This is a genomic window from Sphingosinicella sp. BN140058 (assembly GCF_004135585.1).
Classification (GTDB): domain Bacteria; phylum Pseudomonadota; class Alphaproteobacteria; order Sphingomonadales; family Sphingomonadaceae; genus Allosphingosinicella.
This window is the reverse complement of record NZ_CP035501.1, coordinates 1,626,076-1,646,987: the sequence shown is the minus strand read 5'-3', so window position 1 is coordinate 1,646,987 and position 20,912 is coordinate 1,626,076. Positions and strand designations below refer to the sequence as shown.

The window sequence follows — 20,912 nt, the reverse complement described above, 5'->3', positions numbered from 1 at the left end:
CCATTGACCTTGAGGGAAGCGACGCAATGGCGGGGGGAGGAACGGCGCCGGCCGGCACAGAGGAGACGCGCATGCCCGCCGACGACGGATCGCAGGCGCCCGGCAGCGCATCTTCCGATTTGGCGCCGAACGCCACGCGTGCCGACGTCGGACCCGCCAAGGTGGTGGAACTCAGCGCCGACGACAAGGCGATGCTGGGCATCCCGTTCGCGCCGTTCAAGGTCGAGATCGTCGACGTCGACATCGTCCTGATCTTCGAGGACGGCAGCAAGATCATCATTCCGGGAATGGCACTGGCCGCTTTCTCGGGCCGCAAGGCAATGCTGGTGTTCACCGACAAGGAGATGACGGCCGATCAGGTGGTCGCCAGCGTCGGCGAGATTCTCGAGCAGGACGTCCCGCTGAAACTGTCCTCCGCACATGCTTCGGAGCAGGCCCAGGGCAAGGCCGAAGGCGAGAAGGAGGCAGACAGCGGCGGCATGCAGCCGCAGGAGTCGGCGCGCAGCCAGGAGGAGGCCGGCGCCAAGGAAGAGAACCGGCACAAATCCGACGAGGAGAACCGGGCGCTCACCGAGAAGATCAGCAACACACCATCCTCCGCGCCCTCTCCGCCGAGCCAGCCTTCGGCGCGCGCTCTCGAGCCGGCGCCGGACGACGCAATTGGCCCGGCCGGAATCGGCAAGCTCGTGCCGACCCTCTCCTTCAAGCTCTACAATTCGGAAGGCGTCACCACCACGTCGGTGAACGGCCAGGCGGTGATCAAGGGTGACACCGGCGGGCCGGGCTCCGCAACCGATGCCGGTTACACGGCGCAGAGCGCCAAGGAGACCGTGACCGGTACGTCCGCGGACGACGTCATCTATGCCGACAATCCTGCCCATGCCCCGGCTGGTGCGACGATGCGGGTTCTCCATGTCGAGGCGATGGTGCCGAGCGCCGGACTGCAGCTGCTTCAGGTCCTGGTGCCCTCCCTGCCGCAAGGCTACAGCATCGCCAACGCGGTCCAGACCGACAAGGGCTGGCTGGTCACGATCGAACCCGGCAACATCACGCCTTTGACCACGCTGAACGACGCGGCCGGCGTGCCCGTCCCGGTTCCCGCAAGCCAGTCCGCCTTCGGGTTCGACCTCCAGCTCATCTATGCCCTGCCGGAAGGCGCCGCGGCCGAGAACGGAGGTTTCCAGGACGAGTTCTTCCTGCCGGTCCAGCTTGGCTTGTCGACCGATGGCAAGACCAGCACCAACGCGGTCGAGGTGTCCACGCATTTCGGGATCAAGGTGGTCAATGCCGCCGGCGACATGATCGTTTCGGATCCCGTCAGCGGCAATCCGATCCAGGTCCTCTTTTCCAATCCGCCCGGCAACGTCATCAACGCGGGGACCGGCGACGATCACATCTATGCCGGTGCGGGCGATGATCAGATCGACGGCGGCGCCGGAGCGGACGTCGTCGACTATAGCCTGTCGAACGCAGCCGTGCAGGCGAACCTCGCTACGGGCAAGGGCGATGGCGGCTCTGCAAAGGGCGACAGCTACAGCGGCGTCGAAAATCTGGTCGGATCGGACTTCGCCGACACGCTGACCGGCGATGGCGGCGACAACCGCCTCGACGGCGGCAAGGGCGCAGACCGGATCGAGGGCGGGGCCGGCTTCGACACCGTCGATTATGATGAAGCGGTCGAGGGCGCCTCGGGTTCGACCGGGGTCGAGATCTTCCTGGATGGAAGTGCCTCGCATGGCGGCGCTGCGGAAGGAGACCGGCTGACCGGGATCGAGCAGGTGCTCGGTGGAACCGGCGACGACGTCCTGCACGGCGCCGACGGCGCCGAGACGCTCCATGGCCGCGACGGCGACGATCTCTTCACCGGCAGCGCCGGCGCCGACACGCTCCAGGGCGGAGAGGGAACCGACCTCGTCGACTATTCCGGATCGGCAAGCGGGGTAACCGCCTTCCTGGACGGTCGCGTCGGCCGCGGCGGCGATGCCGAAGGCGATGTGCTCGGTGGCATCGAGAACATGATCGGCTCCGTCCACGACGACAGTCTGACCGGCGACGCCGGCGACAACCGCATTGCCGGCGGGGCCGGTGCCGACCGCATCGACGGCGGCGCCGGAACCGACACCGTCGATTTCAGTGAAAGCGGCGAGGGCGTGGCGGTCTATTTCGACGGCCGTACCGGCTCGGGCGGCGATGCCGCCGGCGATACCTATGCGAACATGGAAGTGGCGATCGGGTCGCGTTTCGACGACCGGCTGGTCGGCGGTACCGATGTCGACACGCTGATCGGCGGGCAGGGCGACGATGTGCTCGAGGGTGGCAGCGGAGGCGACCTCCTCGACGGCGGTGACGGCTTCGACCTTGCCAGCTACGAAGGATCGTCGCGCGGCGTTCGTGTCGCGCTCGATGGGTCCGTGCAGGACGGCGGCGACCCGGCCGGAGACAGGTTCACCAGCATCGAAGGCCTGCGCGGCTCCGCCTTCGACGATGTCCTGATCGGAACCGCCGGGGACGACGTCCTGCAAGGCGGTGGCGGCGACGACGTGCTGCTCGGGGCCGGCGGCGCCGACGACCTCGACGGCGGGACCGGGTTCGACACCGTCGATTATTCGACCTCGCGGTTCGCGGTGAGTGTCGATCTTGGCGGAGGGCTTTCCGAGGGCGGCGATTCCGATGGTGACCGTCTCACCGACATCGAACATGTGATCGGGACCGCACTCGACGACCGGCTCCTGGGCGGCGCCGGTGACGACCAGCTCGAAGGTCGCGCCGGCGACGACCTGCTGCGCGGCGGTGCGGGCGCCGACCGTCTGCAGGGCGGGGAAGGCACCGATACCGCCGATTACGCGAGTTCGGCGGCCGGCGTGACGGTGGCCCTCGACGGCAGCCTTGGACGCGGCGGCGATGCCGAAGGCGACAGCCTCTCGGGGATCGAACGACTGGTCGGATCGTCGCATGCCGATCGGCTGAGCGGCGATGGCGCCGACAATCTGCTGGCCGGCGGCGGCGGCGACGACATCCTCGTCGGCGGCCTTGGTGCCGATGAACTGCAGGGCGGCGAAGGCTTCGACACGGCCGATTACGCCGCTGCCACGGGCGCGGTCACCGTGCGCCTGGACGGCAACGGTTCGTCCGGCGACGTTGCAGAAGGCGACCGCCTGACCGGTATCGAAAAGGCAATCGGCGGTGCGTATGCGGACATCTTGATCGGCGACAGCGGCGACAATGTGCTGGACGGTGGTGCCGGCGACGACCTGCTCGTCGGTGGCCGCGGCGCTGACCAACTGCTCGGCGGTGCCGGGGTCGACACTGCCGATTATGAGGATTCCGATCAGGCGGTCTCGATCGATCTCCTCTCCGGCACCGGCCTCGGCGGCACTGCGGAGGGAGACAGGCTCGCCGGAATCGAGAACGTAGCCGGATCCCGCCATGACGACCGCCTTGTCGGCGATGACGGCGCGAACCGGCTGGCGGGCGGCAGCGGCAACGACAATCTCGAAGGCGGTGCCGGCGCCGACATGCTCGATGGCGGCACCGGCTTCGACGTCGCCGACTATTCGGGGTCGGACGCGGGCGTCAGCGTGGCCCTGGACGGCAGCGTCGGGATCGGCGGCGATGCCGCCGGCGATCGGCTTCGCGACGTCGAAGGTCTGCAGGGCTCGGCCTTCGACGACACGCTGACCGGCAATGACGGAACGAACGTCCTGACCGGCGGCGTCGGCGACGATGTGCTGCGCGGCGGCCTCGGCGCCGACGCCCTGATCGGCGGCGCCGGGTTCGACAGCGCAGATTATTCAAGCTCGGCGTCGGGCGTGATCGTCGGCAATGACGGCACGATCGGGCTCGGCGGCGACGCACAGGGTGACAGCCTGCAGGGGGTCGAGCGCATTGTCGGGTCCGCGTTCGGCGATCTTCTTTCAGGTTCCGCAGGAGACGATGCCCTGGTCGGCGGCGGGGGCGACGACCGGCTCGACGGCGGGATCGGCGCCGATGCGCTCGATGGCGGCACCGGTGTCGACATCGTCGATTATGGCCGTTCCGAAAGCGGCGTCGTTGCCGGTCTCGACGGGCGCCTCAATCATGGCGGCGACGCCGAAGGCGACGTCTTCATCGGCATCGAGGGCCTCTCCGGCTCAGCGTTCGGCGACGTCCTCCACGGCTCGATCGCCGAGGATCGGCTCAGCGGACAGGGCGGCAACGATCGGCTGGTCGGCTCCGCCGGCGCGGACGTCCTCGACGGCGGCGCCGGGTTCGACGCGGTCGACTATGGCAACTCGCAGGTCGGCGTGTCGGTGAATCTGACCACCAGCCGCGCGTCCGGCGGCGATGCCGACGGCGATATCCTGACAGGCATCGAAAGCATCGTCGGCTCCGCCTTCGACGATCTGCTGGTCGGCTCGGAAGATTCGGACACTTTGCTCGGCGGCGCCGGTGACGATGTGCTCTCGGGGCGCGCAGGCGCGGACACGCTCGATGGTGGCGCCGGCTTCGACACGGTCGATTACGTGTCCAGCACCAGCGGCATATCGCTGATCCTCGACGGCAGCGGCGGCATCGGCGGCGATGCCGCCGGCGACCATGTTGCCAATGTCGAGCATGTCATCGGCTCCGAATATGGCGACGTCATCATCGGCGTCGGCCCCGACGAGCTCCTCGAAGGCGGCGGCGGCGACGATCGCCTGGCCGGGGCGGACGGGCGTGACACCCTGCGGGGCGGCGCCGGGGACGATCTGCTCGAGGGCGGCCTCGGAGAGGATGTCCTGGCCGGCGACGAAGGCGCCGACACGCTTCGCGGCGGCCAGGGGGCGGACATCCTGACCGGCGGTGCCGGTTTCGACACCGCCGATTACGGAGCGTCCGCATCGGCCGTCGTGATCGACCTTGGGACCGGCAGCGGCCGCGGCGGCGACGCCGAGGGTGATCGGCTGGACGGGATCGAGGCGGTGGTCGGATCGGCTTTCGCCGATCAAATGACCGGCGGTGCCGCGGCCGACACGCTCGCCGGCGGTGCCGGAGACGATCGCATCGCCAGCGGCGCCGGCAACGACATGCTGCTCGGCGGTGGCGGCGACGACCGTCTGGATGGCGGAGCGGGCGCCGACACGATCGATGGCGGAGACGGCCACGACGTTGCCGATTATGGCGGCTCGAGCGCCGGCGTAACCGTCTATCTGGACGGATCGGCCGGGCTCGGCGGCCACGCCACCGGAGACACCCTCCTCGGCATCGAGGAAGTGATCGGCACCGGTTCGGCCGATACGATCATCGGCACCGACCGGAACGAGCTTCTGCATGGCGCAGGCGGCGACGACCGGCTCGTCGGCGGCGCCGGCGCCGACCTGCTCGACGGCGGCGGCGGCACAGACACCGCCGATTACGGCGCTTCCGCGGGCGCGGTGACGGTGGATCTTGCCGCCGGCACGGCGCTCGGCGGCGATGCCGAAGGCGATCGGCTGATCTCGATCGAGCGCCTGGTCGGCTCGACCGGAGCGGACGTGCTGCGCGGCGACACGGGCGAGGAGACGATCCAGGGCGGTGCCGGCGCGGACCTCATCGCCGGGCGGGACGGCAGCGACATCCTCGAAGGTGGTGCCGGCGACGACGTTCTCGACGGCGGTGCAGGCGCGGACATGCTCGATGGCGGGGCCGGCCTCGACAGCGTCGACTATTCGTCGTCCGGGGTAGCCGTCCGGGTCGGCCTCGACGGCAGTACGGGCGCGGGCGGCGATGCCCAGGGCGACGTGCTCTCCGGTATCGAGCGCCTGGTCGGATCGATGCACGACGACGTCCTGACCGGCGGGGTCCAGGCCGACATCCTGGTCGGCGGTGCCGGTGATGACGGCATCACCGGTGGCGCTGGCGACGACCGCCTGGAGGGCGGCGATGGTGATGACGTGCTCGAGGGCGGAGCCGGCGGCGACATGCTCGACGGCGGCGCCGGCCTCGACACCGTCGATTATTCGGCTTCGTCCCAGGCTGTCATTGTCGCCCTCGACGGCTCGGCAGGCGCCGGCGGCGACGCGCGCGGCGACCAGCTGCTCGGCATCGAGACTCTGGTCGGGTCGTCGTTCGACGACCGGCTGACCGGATCGGCTGCGGACGAGACGATCCGCGGCGGCGGCGGCGACGACGTGGTTCGCGGCGCCGGCGGCAACGATCGCCTGGAGGGCGGCGGCGGCAACGACCTGCTGTTGGGCGGCCGCGGCGCCGACATCCTCGACGGCGGCACCGGCACCGACACGGCGAGCTATGCCGACTCTGCGGAGGGCGTGAGCGTGTCGCTCGACGGATCGGCGGCGAGCGGCGGCGACGCGGCCGGCGACAGGCTGACCCAGATCGAGAATCTGGTCGGATCCGCATTCGACGACGTGCTCGGCGGCGCAAGTGGAAGCGAGACGATCGAGGCGGGCGCGGGGAATGACCGTATCCTCGGCAGCGACGGCGCCGATATCCTCGACGGCGGGTCAGGCTTCGACATCGTCGATTACAGCCGCTCCGCCGATGCGGTCACCGTTCGCCTGGACGGCTCCAGCGGCGTCGGCGGCGATGCCGCCGGTGACCAATATCGCGGGATCGAGGGCGTCATCGGCTCCTCGCTCGACGACATGCTCGCCGGCGGGGCCGGGGCCGAGCGCCTGGAGGGTGGCGCCGGCAGCGATCGGCTGAGCGGCGGTGCCGGGGACGATCAGCTTCGCGGCGGCGCCGGTGACGACATTCTCGACGGCGGCACCGGCGCGGACTCGATCGACGGTGGTGCCGGCATCGACACCGTCGATTATTCCACCTCGAGCGCCGGCGTGAACGTCTCGGTCGACGGCAGCAGCTCGCGCGGCGGCGCCGCCGAAGGCGACATGCTCCTCGACGTGGAGAATCTGATCGGCTCCGCTTATGACGACGTCTTGCGGGGCACCGCCGGCACGGACACGCTTACCGGCGGCGACGGAGACGATATCCTCGAAGGGCGTGCAGGCGCCGATATCCTGCTCGGCGGCAGCGGCCTCGACACTGCGGATTATTCCGGCGCACAAGGCGGCATCGCAGTGTCGCTGGCGAGCGGGCGCGGTACGGCCGGCGATGCGGCAGGCGACCGGCTCGAGGGGATCGAGCGGATCGTCGGCTCCGCGCAGGACGACAGCATCGACGGCTCGTCTGCGGCCGACCGGCTCGAGGCAGGGGACGGCAGCGACATCGTACGCGCCGGTGCCGGCGACGATCGGATCGCCGGCGGCGGCGGCGACGACCTTATCGACGGCGGTGCCGGTGCCGACACGATCGACGGCGGTGCGGGTGTTGACGTCGCCGACTATTCGGCATCGGCCGTCGGAGTCCAGATCTGGCTCGACGGGCGCGCCAGCACCGGCGGGCTTGCCGAGGGCGACCTGCTGACCGGAATAGAGGGGGTGGTCGGATCCGCATTCGCCGACGTGCTCAGCGGATCGGCTGCGAACGAACAGCTTCATGGCGCAGGCGGTGACGATGTGCTGCGCGGCGGCCTCGGCGCCGACCTGCTCGACGGCGGAGCCGGCACGGACACGGCGGATTATTCGCAGGCGAGCGCGGGTGTGGCACTGAGCCTGGCCAGCGGCGGCACCGCCGGCGAGGCAAATGGCGACACGTTCGCGGGTATCGAGATCGTCCAGGGCTCAGGCTTTGCGGATCAGATCACCGGCGCCGAGGCGGCGGAGCGCTTGATCGGCGGCGGTGGCAACGATCTGCTCGACGGCGGCGCCGGCCGCGACGAGTTGCAGGGCGATGCCGGCGATGACCTGCTGCGCGGCGGTGCCGGCGCCGACCTTCTGGACGGCGGCGCAGGCATCGACACCGCCGATTATTCGACCTCCTCGGCAGCGATCGCGATCAATCTCGACGGCTCGCTCTCGGCAGGCGGCGACGCCCAGGGCGACACCCTGGCCTCGATCGAGAATGTCGTCGGCTCCGCCTTTGCCGACGCAATCAGCGGAACCGGCCAGAACGAGACGCTCGACGGCAACGATGGCGACGATGTGCTGCGCGGCCTCGGCGGGTCCGACACGCTGCGCGGCGGTGCAGGCAACGATATCATGATCGGCGGCGCCGGCGCAGACCTCATCCAGGGGGGAACCGGCTTCGACACGGCCAGCTACGCCGAGTCTACGGCCGGCGTGACCATTCGGCTGGACGGCGGCCCGAGCAGTGGCGGCGATGCCGAAGGGGACACGCTGCGATCCATCGAAGGGGTGATCGGCTCCGCGTATGACGACACGCTGACCGGCGGCGATGCCAATGATCGGCTCGAAGGCGGTGGCGGTGCGGACCGCCTCGACGGCGGGCTCGGCGACGACGTGCTGCTTGGTGGCAGCGGCGACGACGTCCTGGTCGGTGGGCTCGGCGCGGACATCCTCGACGGCGGCGGCGACATCAATACCGCAAGCTACGCAGCGGCGGCTGCCGGTGTTGCCGTGGATCTTTCCGGGGCCGCCGGGACCGGCGGCGAAGCTGCCGGCGATCGGCTGACCAATATCCAGATCCTGGTCGGCTCGGAGCATGCCGACACGCTCGGCGGCGGAGCCGGCGGCGAGACGCTTCGCGGCGGCCGCGGCGACGACAGCCTGCTCGGAAGCCTCGGTGCCGACCTCCTCGACGGCGGTGCCGGCTTCGATACGGTGAGCTATGCCGCGTCCGGTGCCGGCGTGACCGCCTATCTCGACGGCCGGCTGGGCATCGGCGGCGATGCCGCCGGCGACACGCTGACCGACGTCGAGGCGCTGCTCGGTTCGGCGCACGACGACAGCCTCGTCGGCGGCGGCGTTGGCGAGCGGATCGGCGGAGGCGCCGGCAGCGACCGGATCGACGGCGGCGGCGGCGACGATATCCTCTCCGGCGATGCCGGCAACGATATCTTGACCGGTGGCGCGGGCGCCGACCGGATCGACGGCGGGGCCGGTAGCGACACCGCCTCCTATGGCGACTCGGCAAGCGCCGTCACGATCGCGCTCGACGGCAGCGACGGCGCCGGCGGGACTGCCGCCGGCGACGTGCTCAGCGCCGTCGAGACGCTGGTCGGGTCCGCCTACGACGACGTACTTGGCGGGAGCGCCGCCGCCGACACGCTGAGCGGCGGCGACGGCGACGACCGCCTGCGCAGCAGCCTCGGTGCCGACCGGCTGATCGGCGGCCAGGGCATCGACGTCGCCGATTATTCGGCCTCCGGCAGCGGCGTGGTGATCGGCCTCGACGGCAATGTCGGGAGCGGCGGCGACGCCGCCGGCGATCAGCTTACCGGTATCGAGCAACTGGTCGGATCGGCGTTTGGCGACCGTCTGTCCGGCGCCATCGACGGCGAGCAGCTGGACGGCGGAGCCGGCGACGACGTGCTGGTCGGAAGTCTCGGCAACGATCGCCTGATCGGTGGCGTCGGCTTCGACACGGTCGATTATTCGTCCTCCTCGGCGGGCATTACGGTCGCGACGGACGGCAGCTTCGGCTCCAGTGGCGATGCCGCCGGCGACGCACTCTCCGGCATCGAAAGGATTGTCGGATCTGCGGGCGCGGATCGCCTCACGGGATCTTCCGGCGACGAGACGTTCGAGGGCGGCGGCGGCGCCGACAGCCTCTTCGGCGAGGGTGGCAGCGACACGCTGCGCGGCGGCAGCGGCGACGATGTGCTTGTCGGCGGCGCGGGTGCGGACCTTCTGGACGGCGGCACCGGCTTCGACACGGTGAGCTATGCAGCTGCCGGAGGGGCGGTGAGCATCGACCTTGCCGCCGGCACCGGCACCGGCAGCGAAGCCCAGGGTGACCGCTTCGTGAGCATCGAGCAGGTCGTCGGCTCGGACTATGACGATGCGATCCTCGGCGGCGCGGCTGCCGAAATCCTGATCGGGGGCACCGGCAGCGACAGGCTGGCCGGCGGCGCGGGCAGCGACCGCCTGGACGGCGAAGCCGGCGACGATGTCCTCGACGGTGGGGCCGGCGCAGACGAGATGGTCGGCGGTAGCGGCTTCGATACGGCCGATTATTCAGCCAGCGCAGGCGCGGTGGATGTGACGCTCGACGGATCGGCGGCGGCGGGGGGTGACGCGGCCGGCGACATCCTGCTGAGCATCGAGCGCGTCGTCGGCTCCGCCCAGGACGACACGATCACCGGCGCATCCGCCGCAGAGACGCTGGAAGGCGGTGACGGCAACGACGTTCTGATCGGGAATGCGGGCGGGGACCGCCTTCGCGGCGGGGCCGGCAACGACATCTTGCGCGGCGGCGCCGGTGCGGATGCGCTGGAGGGCGGCAGCGGCACCGACACCGCCGATTATTCGGGCTCGATCCTCGGCGTGAGCGTCACCCTCGATGGCTCGGCGGGAGTCGGCGGGGATGCCCAGGGCGACACTTATGTCGGCATCGAGCGTGTCGTCGGCTCCAGCGAAGCCGACACGCTGACCGGTGGCAGCGGTGACGATAGTCTGCTCGGCCAGTCCGGCGACGACATCCTCTCCGGCGGCGCCGGCAAGGACAGCCTGTCCGGTGCCGCGGGCGACGACATCATCACGGGCGGGACCGGTGCCGACCAGATCGACGGCGGCGCCGGCATCGATACGGTGAGCTATCTGAGTTCGGCCGCCGGTGTCTCCGCGTCGCTCGGCGGCGCGCTCGGGACGGGCGGCGACGCCGCCGGCGACGTGATCGTCAATGCCGAGATCCTGCAGGGATCGAACCAGGCGGACATTCTCTACGGGCGCGTCGGCAGCGATACCCTGCTCGGTGAGGGTGGAGACGACAGGCTGGTCGGCAGCGCCGGCGCGGATGCGCTGGATGGTGGCGACGGCTTCGACACCGCCGATTATTCGGCCTCGGCCGCGGCGGTGACGGTTGCACTCGACGGTTCGGTCTCGCTCGGCGGCGATGCTTCCGGCGATACGCTGGTTCGGATCGAGCGGGTGATCGGATCACTGCAGGCGGACCGGCTGAGCGGTTCCGACGATTCCGACACGCTCGAGGGCAATGACGGCGACGACCTTCTCGACGGCCGTCTCGGTTTCGACATCCTGCGCGGCGGTGCCGGCAACGACACGCTGGTCGGCGGCGCCGGTGCCGACAGCCTCGATGGCGGGGCGGGGAACGACAGCGTCAGCTATGCCGCATCGGCCGCGGGCGTGAACGCCGGCCTCGACGGCGCCGTGAACAGCGGCGGCGACGCCGCCGGCGACACGATCGCCAATGTCGAACGGCTGGTCGGCTCCGAGCAGGACGATACGCTCCGCGGCGGCACTGGCGCGGAAACGCTGAGCGGCGGTGCGGGCGACGATATCCTGACCGGTTCCGCAGGCGCCGATGTGCTGCAGGGCGGCAGCGGCACGGACACGGCCGATTATTCCGCCTCCGGCAGTGCCGTGACCGTGCGCCTGGACGGCACCGCCGGCATCGGCGGCCAGGCCGCGGGCGACACCCTGGCCAGCATCGAGCGCGTGGTCGGTTCCGCCTTCGCCGATACCCTGGTGGGCGGCAACGAGGCCGACATTCTGGTGGGCGGAGTTGGCGACGATCAAATCGCCGGCGGTCTCGGCGCAGACCTGCTCCAGGGTGGTGCCGGGGACGATCGCATCATCAGCGGCGGCGGCGCCGACACGGTCGACGGTGGCACCGGGTTGGACACGATCGATTATACGCTCTCGGCCGGTGCCGTGACCGTGAACCTGAACGGAGCGGCCAGCAGCGGCGGTGACGCCGAAGGCGACACGCTCGCGGGTATCGAAATCGTGCTCGGCTCTGCCCAGGGCGACAGCCTCACCGGCAGCGCCGCAGCGGATCGGCTCTATGGTAATGGCGGCGACGACGTGCTGATCGGCGCGGGCGGTGCGGACATGCTCGTCGGCGGGAGCGGCATCGACACCGCCGATTATTCCGGTGCCGCCGGCGCGGTGGCGATCGCGCTGGATGGCAGCGCAGGCAGCGGCAGCGACGCTGCCGGAGATGTGCTTGCGGGAATCGAGCGGCTGGTCGGCTCGAGCTTCGACGACAGTCTTGGAGGCTCGGCGTCCGACGACGTCCTGGTGGGAGGCGCCGGCAACGACAATCTCGCGGGCGGCGCCGGCGACGACCTGCTGCTGGGCGGCGGCGGCGACGACCTGCTCGCCGGTGGTGCCGGGGCAGACGTGTTCGAGGGCGGCACCGGCTTCGATACCGCGAGCTACGCCGCTGCCGGTGCTGCGGTCACCGCCTATCTGGACGGCACCACCGGGAGCCGCGGCGACGCCGCCGGCGACATTCTCTCGGGGGTCGAGCAACTGGTCGGCTCGGCATTCGACGATCGCCTGAATGGCGGCAGTGCCGCCGAGCAGATCCGTGGCGGCAGCGGCGCGGATGTCATTGCCGGTGGGGGCGGCGACGACGTTCTTGCCGGCGAGGATGGCGATGACACGATCAGCGGCGGCGCCGGGGCCGATCGCATCGACGGAGGCGTCGGCCGCGACGTTGCGAGTTATGCCGCGTCGCTGAGCGGGGTCACCGTCTATCTCGACGGCAGCACTTCGAGCGGCGGCGACGCCGAGGGCGACCTGCTGACCGGCATCGAGAGCGTGATCGGCTCGAGCCTTGCCGACGCGCTGCACGGCGGATCGGGCGACGAGCGGCTCGACGGCGGCGCCGGCGACGACATGCTCCATGCGAGCGCCGGCGCCGACACCTTGATCGGTGGATCGGGCTTCGACACGGCCGACTATTCGGCCGGCAGCGTTGCCGTCGCCGTCAACATGGACGGCACCGTCTCGACTGGCGGCTGGGCGGCCGGCGACATTCTTTCCGGGGTCGAACAGGTCATCGGCACCGCAGCGGGCGACAGCGTTCGCGGCTCGGCCGGCGCCGACACGGTCCTCGGTCTCGGCGGCGACGACGTGCTGAGCGGCGGCGCCGGAACCGATAGCCTCGCCGGCGGCGAAGGCGACGATGTGCTGGTCGGCGGCGCCGGCGGCGACGTGCTGGACGGCGGCGCTGGGACCGATACGGCCGACTATTCGGGCGCCTCCGGCGGGGTCGCGGCGAGAATGGACGGAGTGGCGGGATCCGGCGGCGAGGCGCTGGGCGACGTGCTGGCCGACGTCGAGCGCGTGATCGGCTCCGCATTCGCCGACACCGTCCAGGGCAGCAGCGGTGACGACCAGATCGACGGCGGCGGCGGGGACGACATGCTCTCCGGCGCGGCGGGCGACGACATGATCGCCGGGGGCGCCGGCGACGACCTCCTCGACGGCGGTGCCGGAGCCGATATGCTCGATGGCGGTGCAGGCGTCGACATCGCCGACTACAGTGCCTCCAACGCCGCGATCGTCATGGCACTGGACGGAACCGCAGGGGCCGGCGGCCATGCCGCCGGGGACCGCGTGACCAATGTGGAGGTGTTGCGAGGCTCGGCATTCGCCGATGCGCTGCGCGGCAGTGCATCCGCCGACACCCTCCAGGGCGCGGCCGGGGACGATGTCCTTGCGGGTGGGGGCGGCGCCGACCTGCTGATCGGCGGCGAAGGCTTCGACAGCGCGGATTATTCCGGTTCGGCGGCAGCGATCGTGCTCAACCTGACGGCGGGCACCGGCAGCGGCGGCGATGCCGCCGGCGACCGGCTGAGCGGTATCGAGCGGATCGTCGGTACCGCGTTCGCGGATTCGATCACCGGGTCGGCCGACGCCGACACCGTCGAGGGCGGCGCCGGAGACGACCTGCTCGACGGTGGTGCCGCGGGTGACGTGCTGCGCGGCGGCGACGGCAACGACACCCTCGTCGGCAATGCCGGCAGCGACCTGCTCGACGGCGGCGCAGGCACCGATACGGCGGATTACTCCGCCTCCAGCCAGGCGGTGACCGTCTACAATAACGGCACCGATGCCGGCGCCGGCGGTACCGCCACCGGCGACATCCTGGTCGGCGTCGAACGTGTGCTCGGCTCCGCTTATTCCGACATTCTGGTTGGCGGCAACGGCGTCGACACGCTGGTCGGTCAGGACGGCAACGATGTGATCGAGGGGCGGCAGGGCGCGGACGTCATCGAGGGCGGCGCCGGTTTCGACACGGCGTCCTACGAGCATGCGACCTCCGCCGTCGCGGTAAGCCTCGCGACGGGTTCCGGATCGGCGGGCGAAGCGGCCGGCGACCTGTTCAGCGGGATCGAGCGCCTGCTCGGCTCCGACTATGACGATATGCTGAGCGGCGGCACGGCGGCCGAGACCCTGGACGGCGGCAGCGGCGACGACCTGCTGGTCGCCAGCGCGGGCGCCGACACTCTGGTCGGCGGCGCCGGATTTGACACTGCGGACTATGCGGCGGCGACCACCGGCGTGACCGTCGCGCTCGACGGATCTGCCGGCCTTGGCGGGCTCGCGGCCGGAGATCGTCTGTCCGGAGTCGAGGCCGTGATCGGATCGGCCTTCGACGACGTCCTCACCGGTACCTTTTCCGACGACCGCCTCGTCGGAGGTCTCGGCAATGACCTGCTTGCCGGCGGCGCCGGGCTCGACACGCTCCAGGGCGGCGAGGGCGACGACAGCCTTGAGGGTGGCGGCGGCGCCGATGTGCTGGACGGCGGCGATGGCATCGACACCGCCAGCTATGCGGGCTCGGGCGTCGGGATCACCATCGACCTGTCGCTCGGGACCGCGACGGGCGGCGACGCGACGGGCGACAGCTTCACCGACATCGAGCGATTCGTCGGTTCGCGCGTATCCGACACCATGATCGGGGGCGGCGCGGCGGACTCGTTCGACGGATTCGACGGCAATGACACCTTGCGGGGCGGTGGCGGGGACGATGTCCTGGTCGGCGGCATTGGCGACGACCTGCTCGTCGGTGGCGCCGGCGCCGACCGGATCGAGGGCGGCGTCGGCATCGACACTGCGGATTATGGCGGGTCGGCTGCGGCGGTGACGATCCGGACGGCCGGCCTGTCGGCCGGCGGCGATGCAGACGGCGACGCGATGAGCGGCATCGAACGGGTTCTCGGCTCCGCCTTCGCCGACCGCTTCGAGGGCAGCGCAGCGGACGAAGAATTTGGCGGCGCAGCCGGCAACGACACGTTCGTCGCCTCCGGCGGCGCGGACATCTATCGCGGCGACGGCGGCATCGACACCGTCGATTATTCGGCATCGGCGTCAAGCGGCATGCAGATCTACATGGACGGCAGCTTCGGCACCGGCGGCGACGCCGCCGGCGACCGGCTGTTCGATGTCGAGATCGTCATCGGCTCGGCGCAGAACGACACGATCACTGCAGGCGGCAGCGCCTCCACGATCCTGGCCGGCGATGGCAACGACACGCTGATCGGCGGCGTCGCCAACGACGTGCTCGATGGCGGCGCAGGCGACGATGTGCTCGCCGGTGGCCTCGGCGCGGACCAGCTGATCGGCGGTGCCGATAGCGACACGGCCGACTACCGGCAGTCGAACGCCGCCGTCACCATTTCCAACGACGGCACCGCCGGTGCCGGAGGCTGGGCACAGGGGGACGTGCTCGCCAGCATCGAGCGGATCGAAGGGTCGCTGAACTATGGCGACACGCTCCGCGGCGGCACGCTTGCTGCGACCGCCTTGTTCGGCTGGGGCGGCAACGACCTGTTCGTGAGCTTCGGTCAGGCCGACAGCATCGACGGCGGTATCGGCACCGACACGATTGATTATTCCGCGTCGCTCACCGGCGTGACGGTGCGGCTGGACGGCAGCGTCTCGTCCGGTGGCGATGCGGCAGGCGACCGGATCATCAACGTCGAAGCGGTGCTCGGATCAGGTCAGAACGACTCGATCTTCGGAACCGGCGTCAACGAGGCTCTGTCCGGCGGCGCCGGCGACGACCGGCTCGTCGGCGGGGGCGGCGCGGACATGCTCGACGGCGGCGCCGGTTTCGACACCGCGGACTATAGCAATGCAGGCGGCGTCGTGGTCCGCATGGACGGAACGCCCGGCATCGCCGGCGACGCGGCCGGCGACATCCTGATCGGCATCGAACGGGTGGTCGGCTCCGCGCTTTCGGACACCATCTACGGCTCGGCCAATGCCGATACGATCGTCGGCGGCGATGGCGACGATCTGATCGCGCCTGGAGCCGGGGCTGATGCGCTCGACGGCGGCAACGGCTTCGACACGGTCGATTATGGCAGCGCGGCCTCGGCGATCACCGTCGATGCGGTCAACGCCGCACTCTCGACCGGCGACGCGCAGGGCGACACGTTCGTCAGCATCGAGCGCTTCAATCTCGGCGCCTTCGGTGACACCTTCGTCGGATCGGCCAATGCGGAGACGGTCTACGGCTATGCCGGCAACGACCTGCTCATCGGCGGTGGCGGCGACGACATGCTGTTCGGCGGCCTTGGCAACGACGTGCTGACCGGCGGTGCCGGCGCAGACACGATCGATGGCGGCGGCAGCACGGACATCGATACGGTCGACTATTCGGCCTCGGCGGCGGGCGTGTCGATCAACCTCGCAACCGGCGTCGGCAATAGCGGCGGCGATGCGCAGGGTGACGTGTTCGTCGTCAACACGATCGAGAATGCGATCGGATCGGCCTTCGGCGACACCCTGTACGGCACCAGCGGTGTCAATGTTCTGACCGGCGGCGCCGGCAATGACACGCTGATCGGCGGCGCGGGCGCAGACACCCTCGACGGCGGCAGCGGTATCGACACATTGAGCTACAGCAACACCGGCAGCGCCGTGACGGTCTCGCTGCTCGCCGGTTCGGGTTCGGCCGGAGATGCTGCCGGTGACACCTTCACCAATTTCGAAAATCTCGCCGGCGGCGCCGGCAACGACACGCTGACCGGCAACAATAACGCCAACGTCATCGACGGCGGCTTCGGCGTCGACACGATCTTCGGCCTATCCGGCGACGACACGATCAACGGCGGTGACGGCAATGACGTGATCGACGGGGGCGCCGGCGCGGACGCGATGGACGGCGGGCTCGGGATCAATACGCTGAGCTATGGAACGTCGAGCCTTGCCGTGACGGTGTCGCTGCTCAGCGGGCTCGGCACCAGCGGCGACGCGGCCGGAGACAGCTTCTCGAACTTCTCGAACCTGACCGGCGGCGGGGGCAACGACAGCCTGACCGGCGACGGCGGCATCAATGCCATCCGGGGCGGTAGTGGCGTCGATACGATCGACGGCGGAGACGGCAACGATCTGCTGTACGGCGATGCCGGCGACGACATCCTCCGCGGCGGATCGGGCTCGGACTACTTCCAGGGAGATGCCGGGCTCGACACCGTGGACTATTCGGCGTCGGCAGGCGGCGTGACGGTCGACATCAGCAGCGGCATCGGCTCCGGAATCGGAGGGGACGCGCAAGGCGATACGTTCCAGATCTCGACGATCGAGAACCTGACCGGCTCGGCGTTCAGCGACACGCTGGTTGGCGGCGGGGCCGGCAACGTGCTCAGCGGCGGCGACGGCAATGATCGCCTGTCGGGCCTCGGCGGCAACGACATGCTGAACGGCGGCAATGGCGACGACGTGATCTCCGGCGGCGCCGGAGCGGACGCCATCGACGGCGGAGCGGGCGACAACACGCTGATCTTCGGCAACAACTTCGCAAATCTGGGCAGCGTATCCGCGGTAACGGGAGTCACCGTGTATCTCGACGGCGTCACTGCCGGCGTCGGCGGCGATGCCGCCGGCGATACCTACAAGAACATCCAGAACGTCTACCTCACCAATCTGAACGATACCGCCTACGGCACCAACGCGAACGAGTGGTTCCGCGGCCTCGGCGGAGCGGACACGATCAACGGCGGCGGCGGCACCGATACGGTGAGCTATTGGGGCTCCGGCGCAGGTGTCACAATCAGCCTCGACGGCACGGCGGGGGCCGGCGGCGAGGCGCAAGGCGACGTCCTCTCCAACATCGAGGTCCTGACCGGCTCCCAATATGACGACGTGATCGGCGGCAGCGGCGTTGCGAACAGCCTGTACGGAATGGAAGGATCCGACGTGCTCAAGGGCGATGCCGGCGCCGACCTGCTGGACGGCGGTCTCGGGACCGACACCGCCAACTATGCGCTCTCCGCGTCCGCGGTGACGGTGAACCTGACCACGGGCCTCGGATCTGGCGGCGATGCTGCCGGCGATGTCTATGTTTCGATCGAGAATGTGGTCGGCTCTGCGTCCAATGATATCCTATACGGCGACGCGGGCGACAATGTGCTCACCGGCGGCCTCGGCAACGACGTCTTGCGGGGTGGCGCGGGCGCCGACCAGCTGAATGGCGGCAGCGGCACTGATACGGCCGACTATACGGATTCCACCGCCGCGGTGACCCTCTATCTCGATGGCACCACGTCCACTGGCGGCTTTGCCCAGGGTGACGTCCTGCTGTCGATCGATGTCGCGCTCGGGTCAGCATTCGGCGACACCATCGTCGGCTCGAATGCGTCCGAGACCCTCACCGGAAATGATGGGGACGACATCCTCTCGGGCAATGTCGGCGACGACGTGCTGAACGGCGGCGCCGGCAACGATACGCTGAGCGGCGGCCAAGGCGCCGACATCGTCGACGGCGGCGCCGACACCGACAGCTTCAGCTATGCGACATCTACGGCAGCGGTTGTCGCCTATCTGGACGGCACGATCGGAAGCGGCGGCGACGCGGCCGGCGACAGGCTGGTGAATGTCGAATTGCTCACCGGCTCCGGTTTCGGCGACATCCTCTACGGTGCCGCCGGAGCGGAGACGCTGCAAGGCGGCAGCGGCGACGACGTGCTGATCGGCGGCGCGGGCGCCGACCGGCTCGACGGCGGTGCGGGCATCGACAGCGTATCCTATCTGACGTCGGGCGCCGCAATCAACGCGAGCTTCGCCTCCGGATCCCTCGTCGTGAGCGGTGCAGACGCGGCCGGCGACGTGTTCGTCTCGATCGAAGGCGTCATCGGCACCAACTATGCCGACACGCTGGCGGGCGGGACAGGGGCCGAGCGGCTCGACGGCGGTGCCGGCGACGATCTCATGCTCGGCAGCGCCGGCGCCGACACCCTGATCGGCGGCAGCGGGACAGATACGGTCAGCTATGCCGGATCAGTGGCCGGTGTGGCGGCCGCGCTCGACGGCACGATCGGCAGCGGCGGCGATGCAGCGGGCGACATGCTCTCGCAAGTCGAGATCCTGATCGGCAGCGCCAATGCCGATCAACTGACCGGATCGGCCGGAGACGACACGTTGCGCGGCGGTGCCGGAGGCGACGTCCTTCAGGGCGGTGCCGGCAACGACACGCTCGTTGGAGACGGCGACGACGATATCCTGGTCGGCGGCGTCGGTGCGGACACGCTCGACGGCGGCGCCGGCAACGACACGGCGAGCTATGCCGGCTCGGCGTCCGGCGTCACCGCCGCTCTCGGGGGAGCGAGCGGCTCCGGAGGAGACGCCCAGGGCGACAGCCTTGCCGCCATCGAAAATCTCGTCGGCTCGGCCTTCGGCGACACTCTCGTCGGGGATGGGGGCGTCAACCGGCTCGATGGCGGGAACGGCAACGATGTTCTCGTCGGAGGGGAAGGCGCCGACACGCTGATCGGCAGCGGCGGCAACGACGTCGCAAGCTACAGCACGGCCTCGGCGAGCGTCTCGGTGAACCTGCTCAATGCCGCGCTGAATCTTGGCGAGGCGGCGGGCGACAGCTTCACCAGCATCGAGGGACTGGTCGGCTCCTCCTTCGACGATTCGCTGACCGGCGACGGCAATGCCAACAGCATCGATGGCGGGGCGGGTAACGATCTGCTCGTCGGCGGGAGCGGTGCCGACGCGCTGAACGGCGGCAGCGGCATCGACATCGCCGATTATTCCTCCGCTTCCACCGGGGTCACCGTCTACATGGACGGACGCGCCGGCAGCGGCGGCGATGCCGCGGGCGACACGCTGTCCTCGATCGAAACCGTGATCGGATCGGACTTCGCCGACACCCTCGTCGGCGACGCCGGTGGCAACCGGCTCGAGGGCGGCGCCGGTGACGACGTCCTTGACGGCGGACTCGGGGCCGACACCCTGGTCGGCGGCGCCGGTGCCGACACGGCAAGCTATGCCTCGGCGGGCGCCGGCGTGACCGCAAGCCTCGCCAACAGCCTCGCCAATGGCGGGGCGGCCGCCGGCGACAGCTATACCGGCATGGAGAATCTTACCGGGTCGAGCCGGGCCGACACGCTGATCGGAGATGCAGGCGGCAACCGTATCGACGGTGGGGCCGGCGACGATCGCCTGGTCGGCGGCGATGGCGCGGACACGCTGATCGGCGGCAGCGGGATCGACACAGCCGACTATTCCGGTGCGGGCGCGGGCGTGACCATGAACCTTGCATCGGGCGGGAGCGGATCGGCCGGCGACGCGGCCGGCGACTCATTGTCCGGCATCGAGCGGATCATCGGCTCCGGCTTCGGTGACGATCTGACACTCAGCCTCGGCAACGGCTGGTCCGTCGATGCCGGGGGCGGCAACGACGTTGTCCACCTCGCCGCCGGCAGCGGCACGGTGTCCGAGGCCAATCTTGCCGGGGTCCTCAGCCACGTGGAGACGATCGACTTCACCTCCGCCGGGACCAACGGCAACCTTGCGGTCGACGCGGGCTTCATCCAGTCGCTCGTCGGCAATGGCGCGAGCTCGCATCTGACCCTCGACTTCGATGCCGGCGATACGGTGTCTGTCGCCAACGGCAGTTTCTACAATCAGGCGGGGAACGAATATACCTTCTACTCGGATGCGACGATGACCACGGAGGTGGCGAAGCTCACGCTCGTCTGAACCGTGGTGCGCATTGCAACAGCTCCGGCGGCTGATGACGACCTGCCGAAGCGGCGGTCAGCGGGGCAGAACTCCGCCAAGGATATGAAGGGCGAAGAGGTCTCTCCTCCCTTCGCCTGGATGGAGGAGCGGATCGGACATGTCGGAGACCGAGGATGCGGGAGGACTGAGGACGTGTTTCGC

1 protein-coding gene is annotated in these 20,912 nt (G+C 70.0%); it reads left to right on the top strand.

The window, feature by feature from the left end; genetic code table 11:
- Positions 1 to 71 precede the first annotated feature (71 nt).
- Positions 72 to 20,729: an S-layer family protein gene (locus ETR14_RS29630; RefSeq protein WP_305851962.1), complete on the top strand. Its 20,658-nt coding sequence runs from the start codon at positions 72 to 74 to the stop codon at positions 20,727 to 20,729.
- The last annotated feature ends 183 nt before the right edge of the window (positions 20,730 to 20,912 follow it).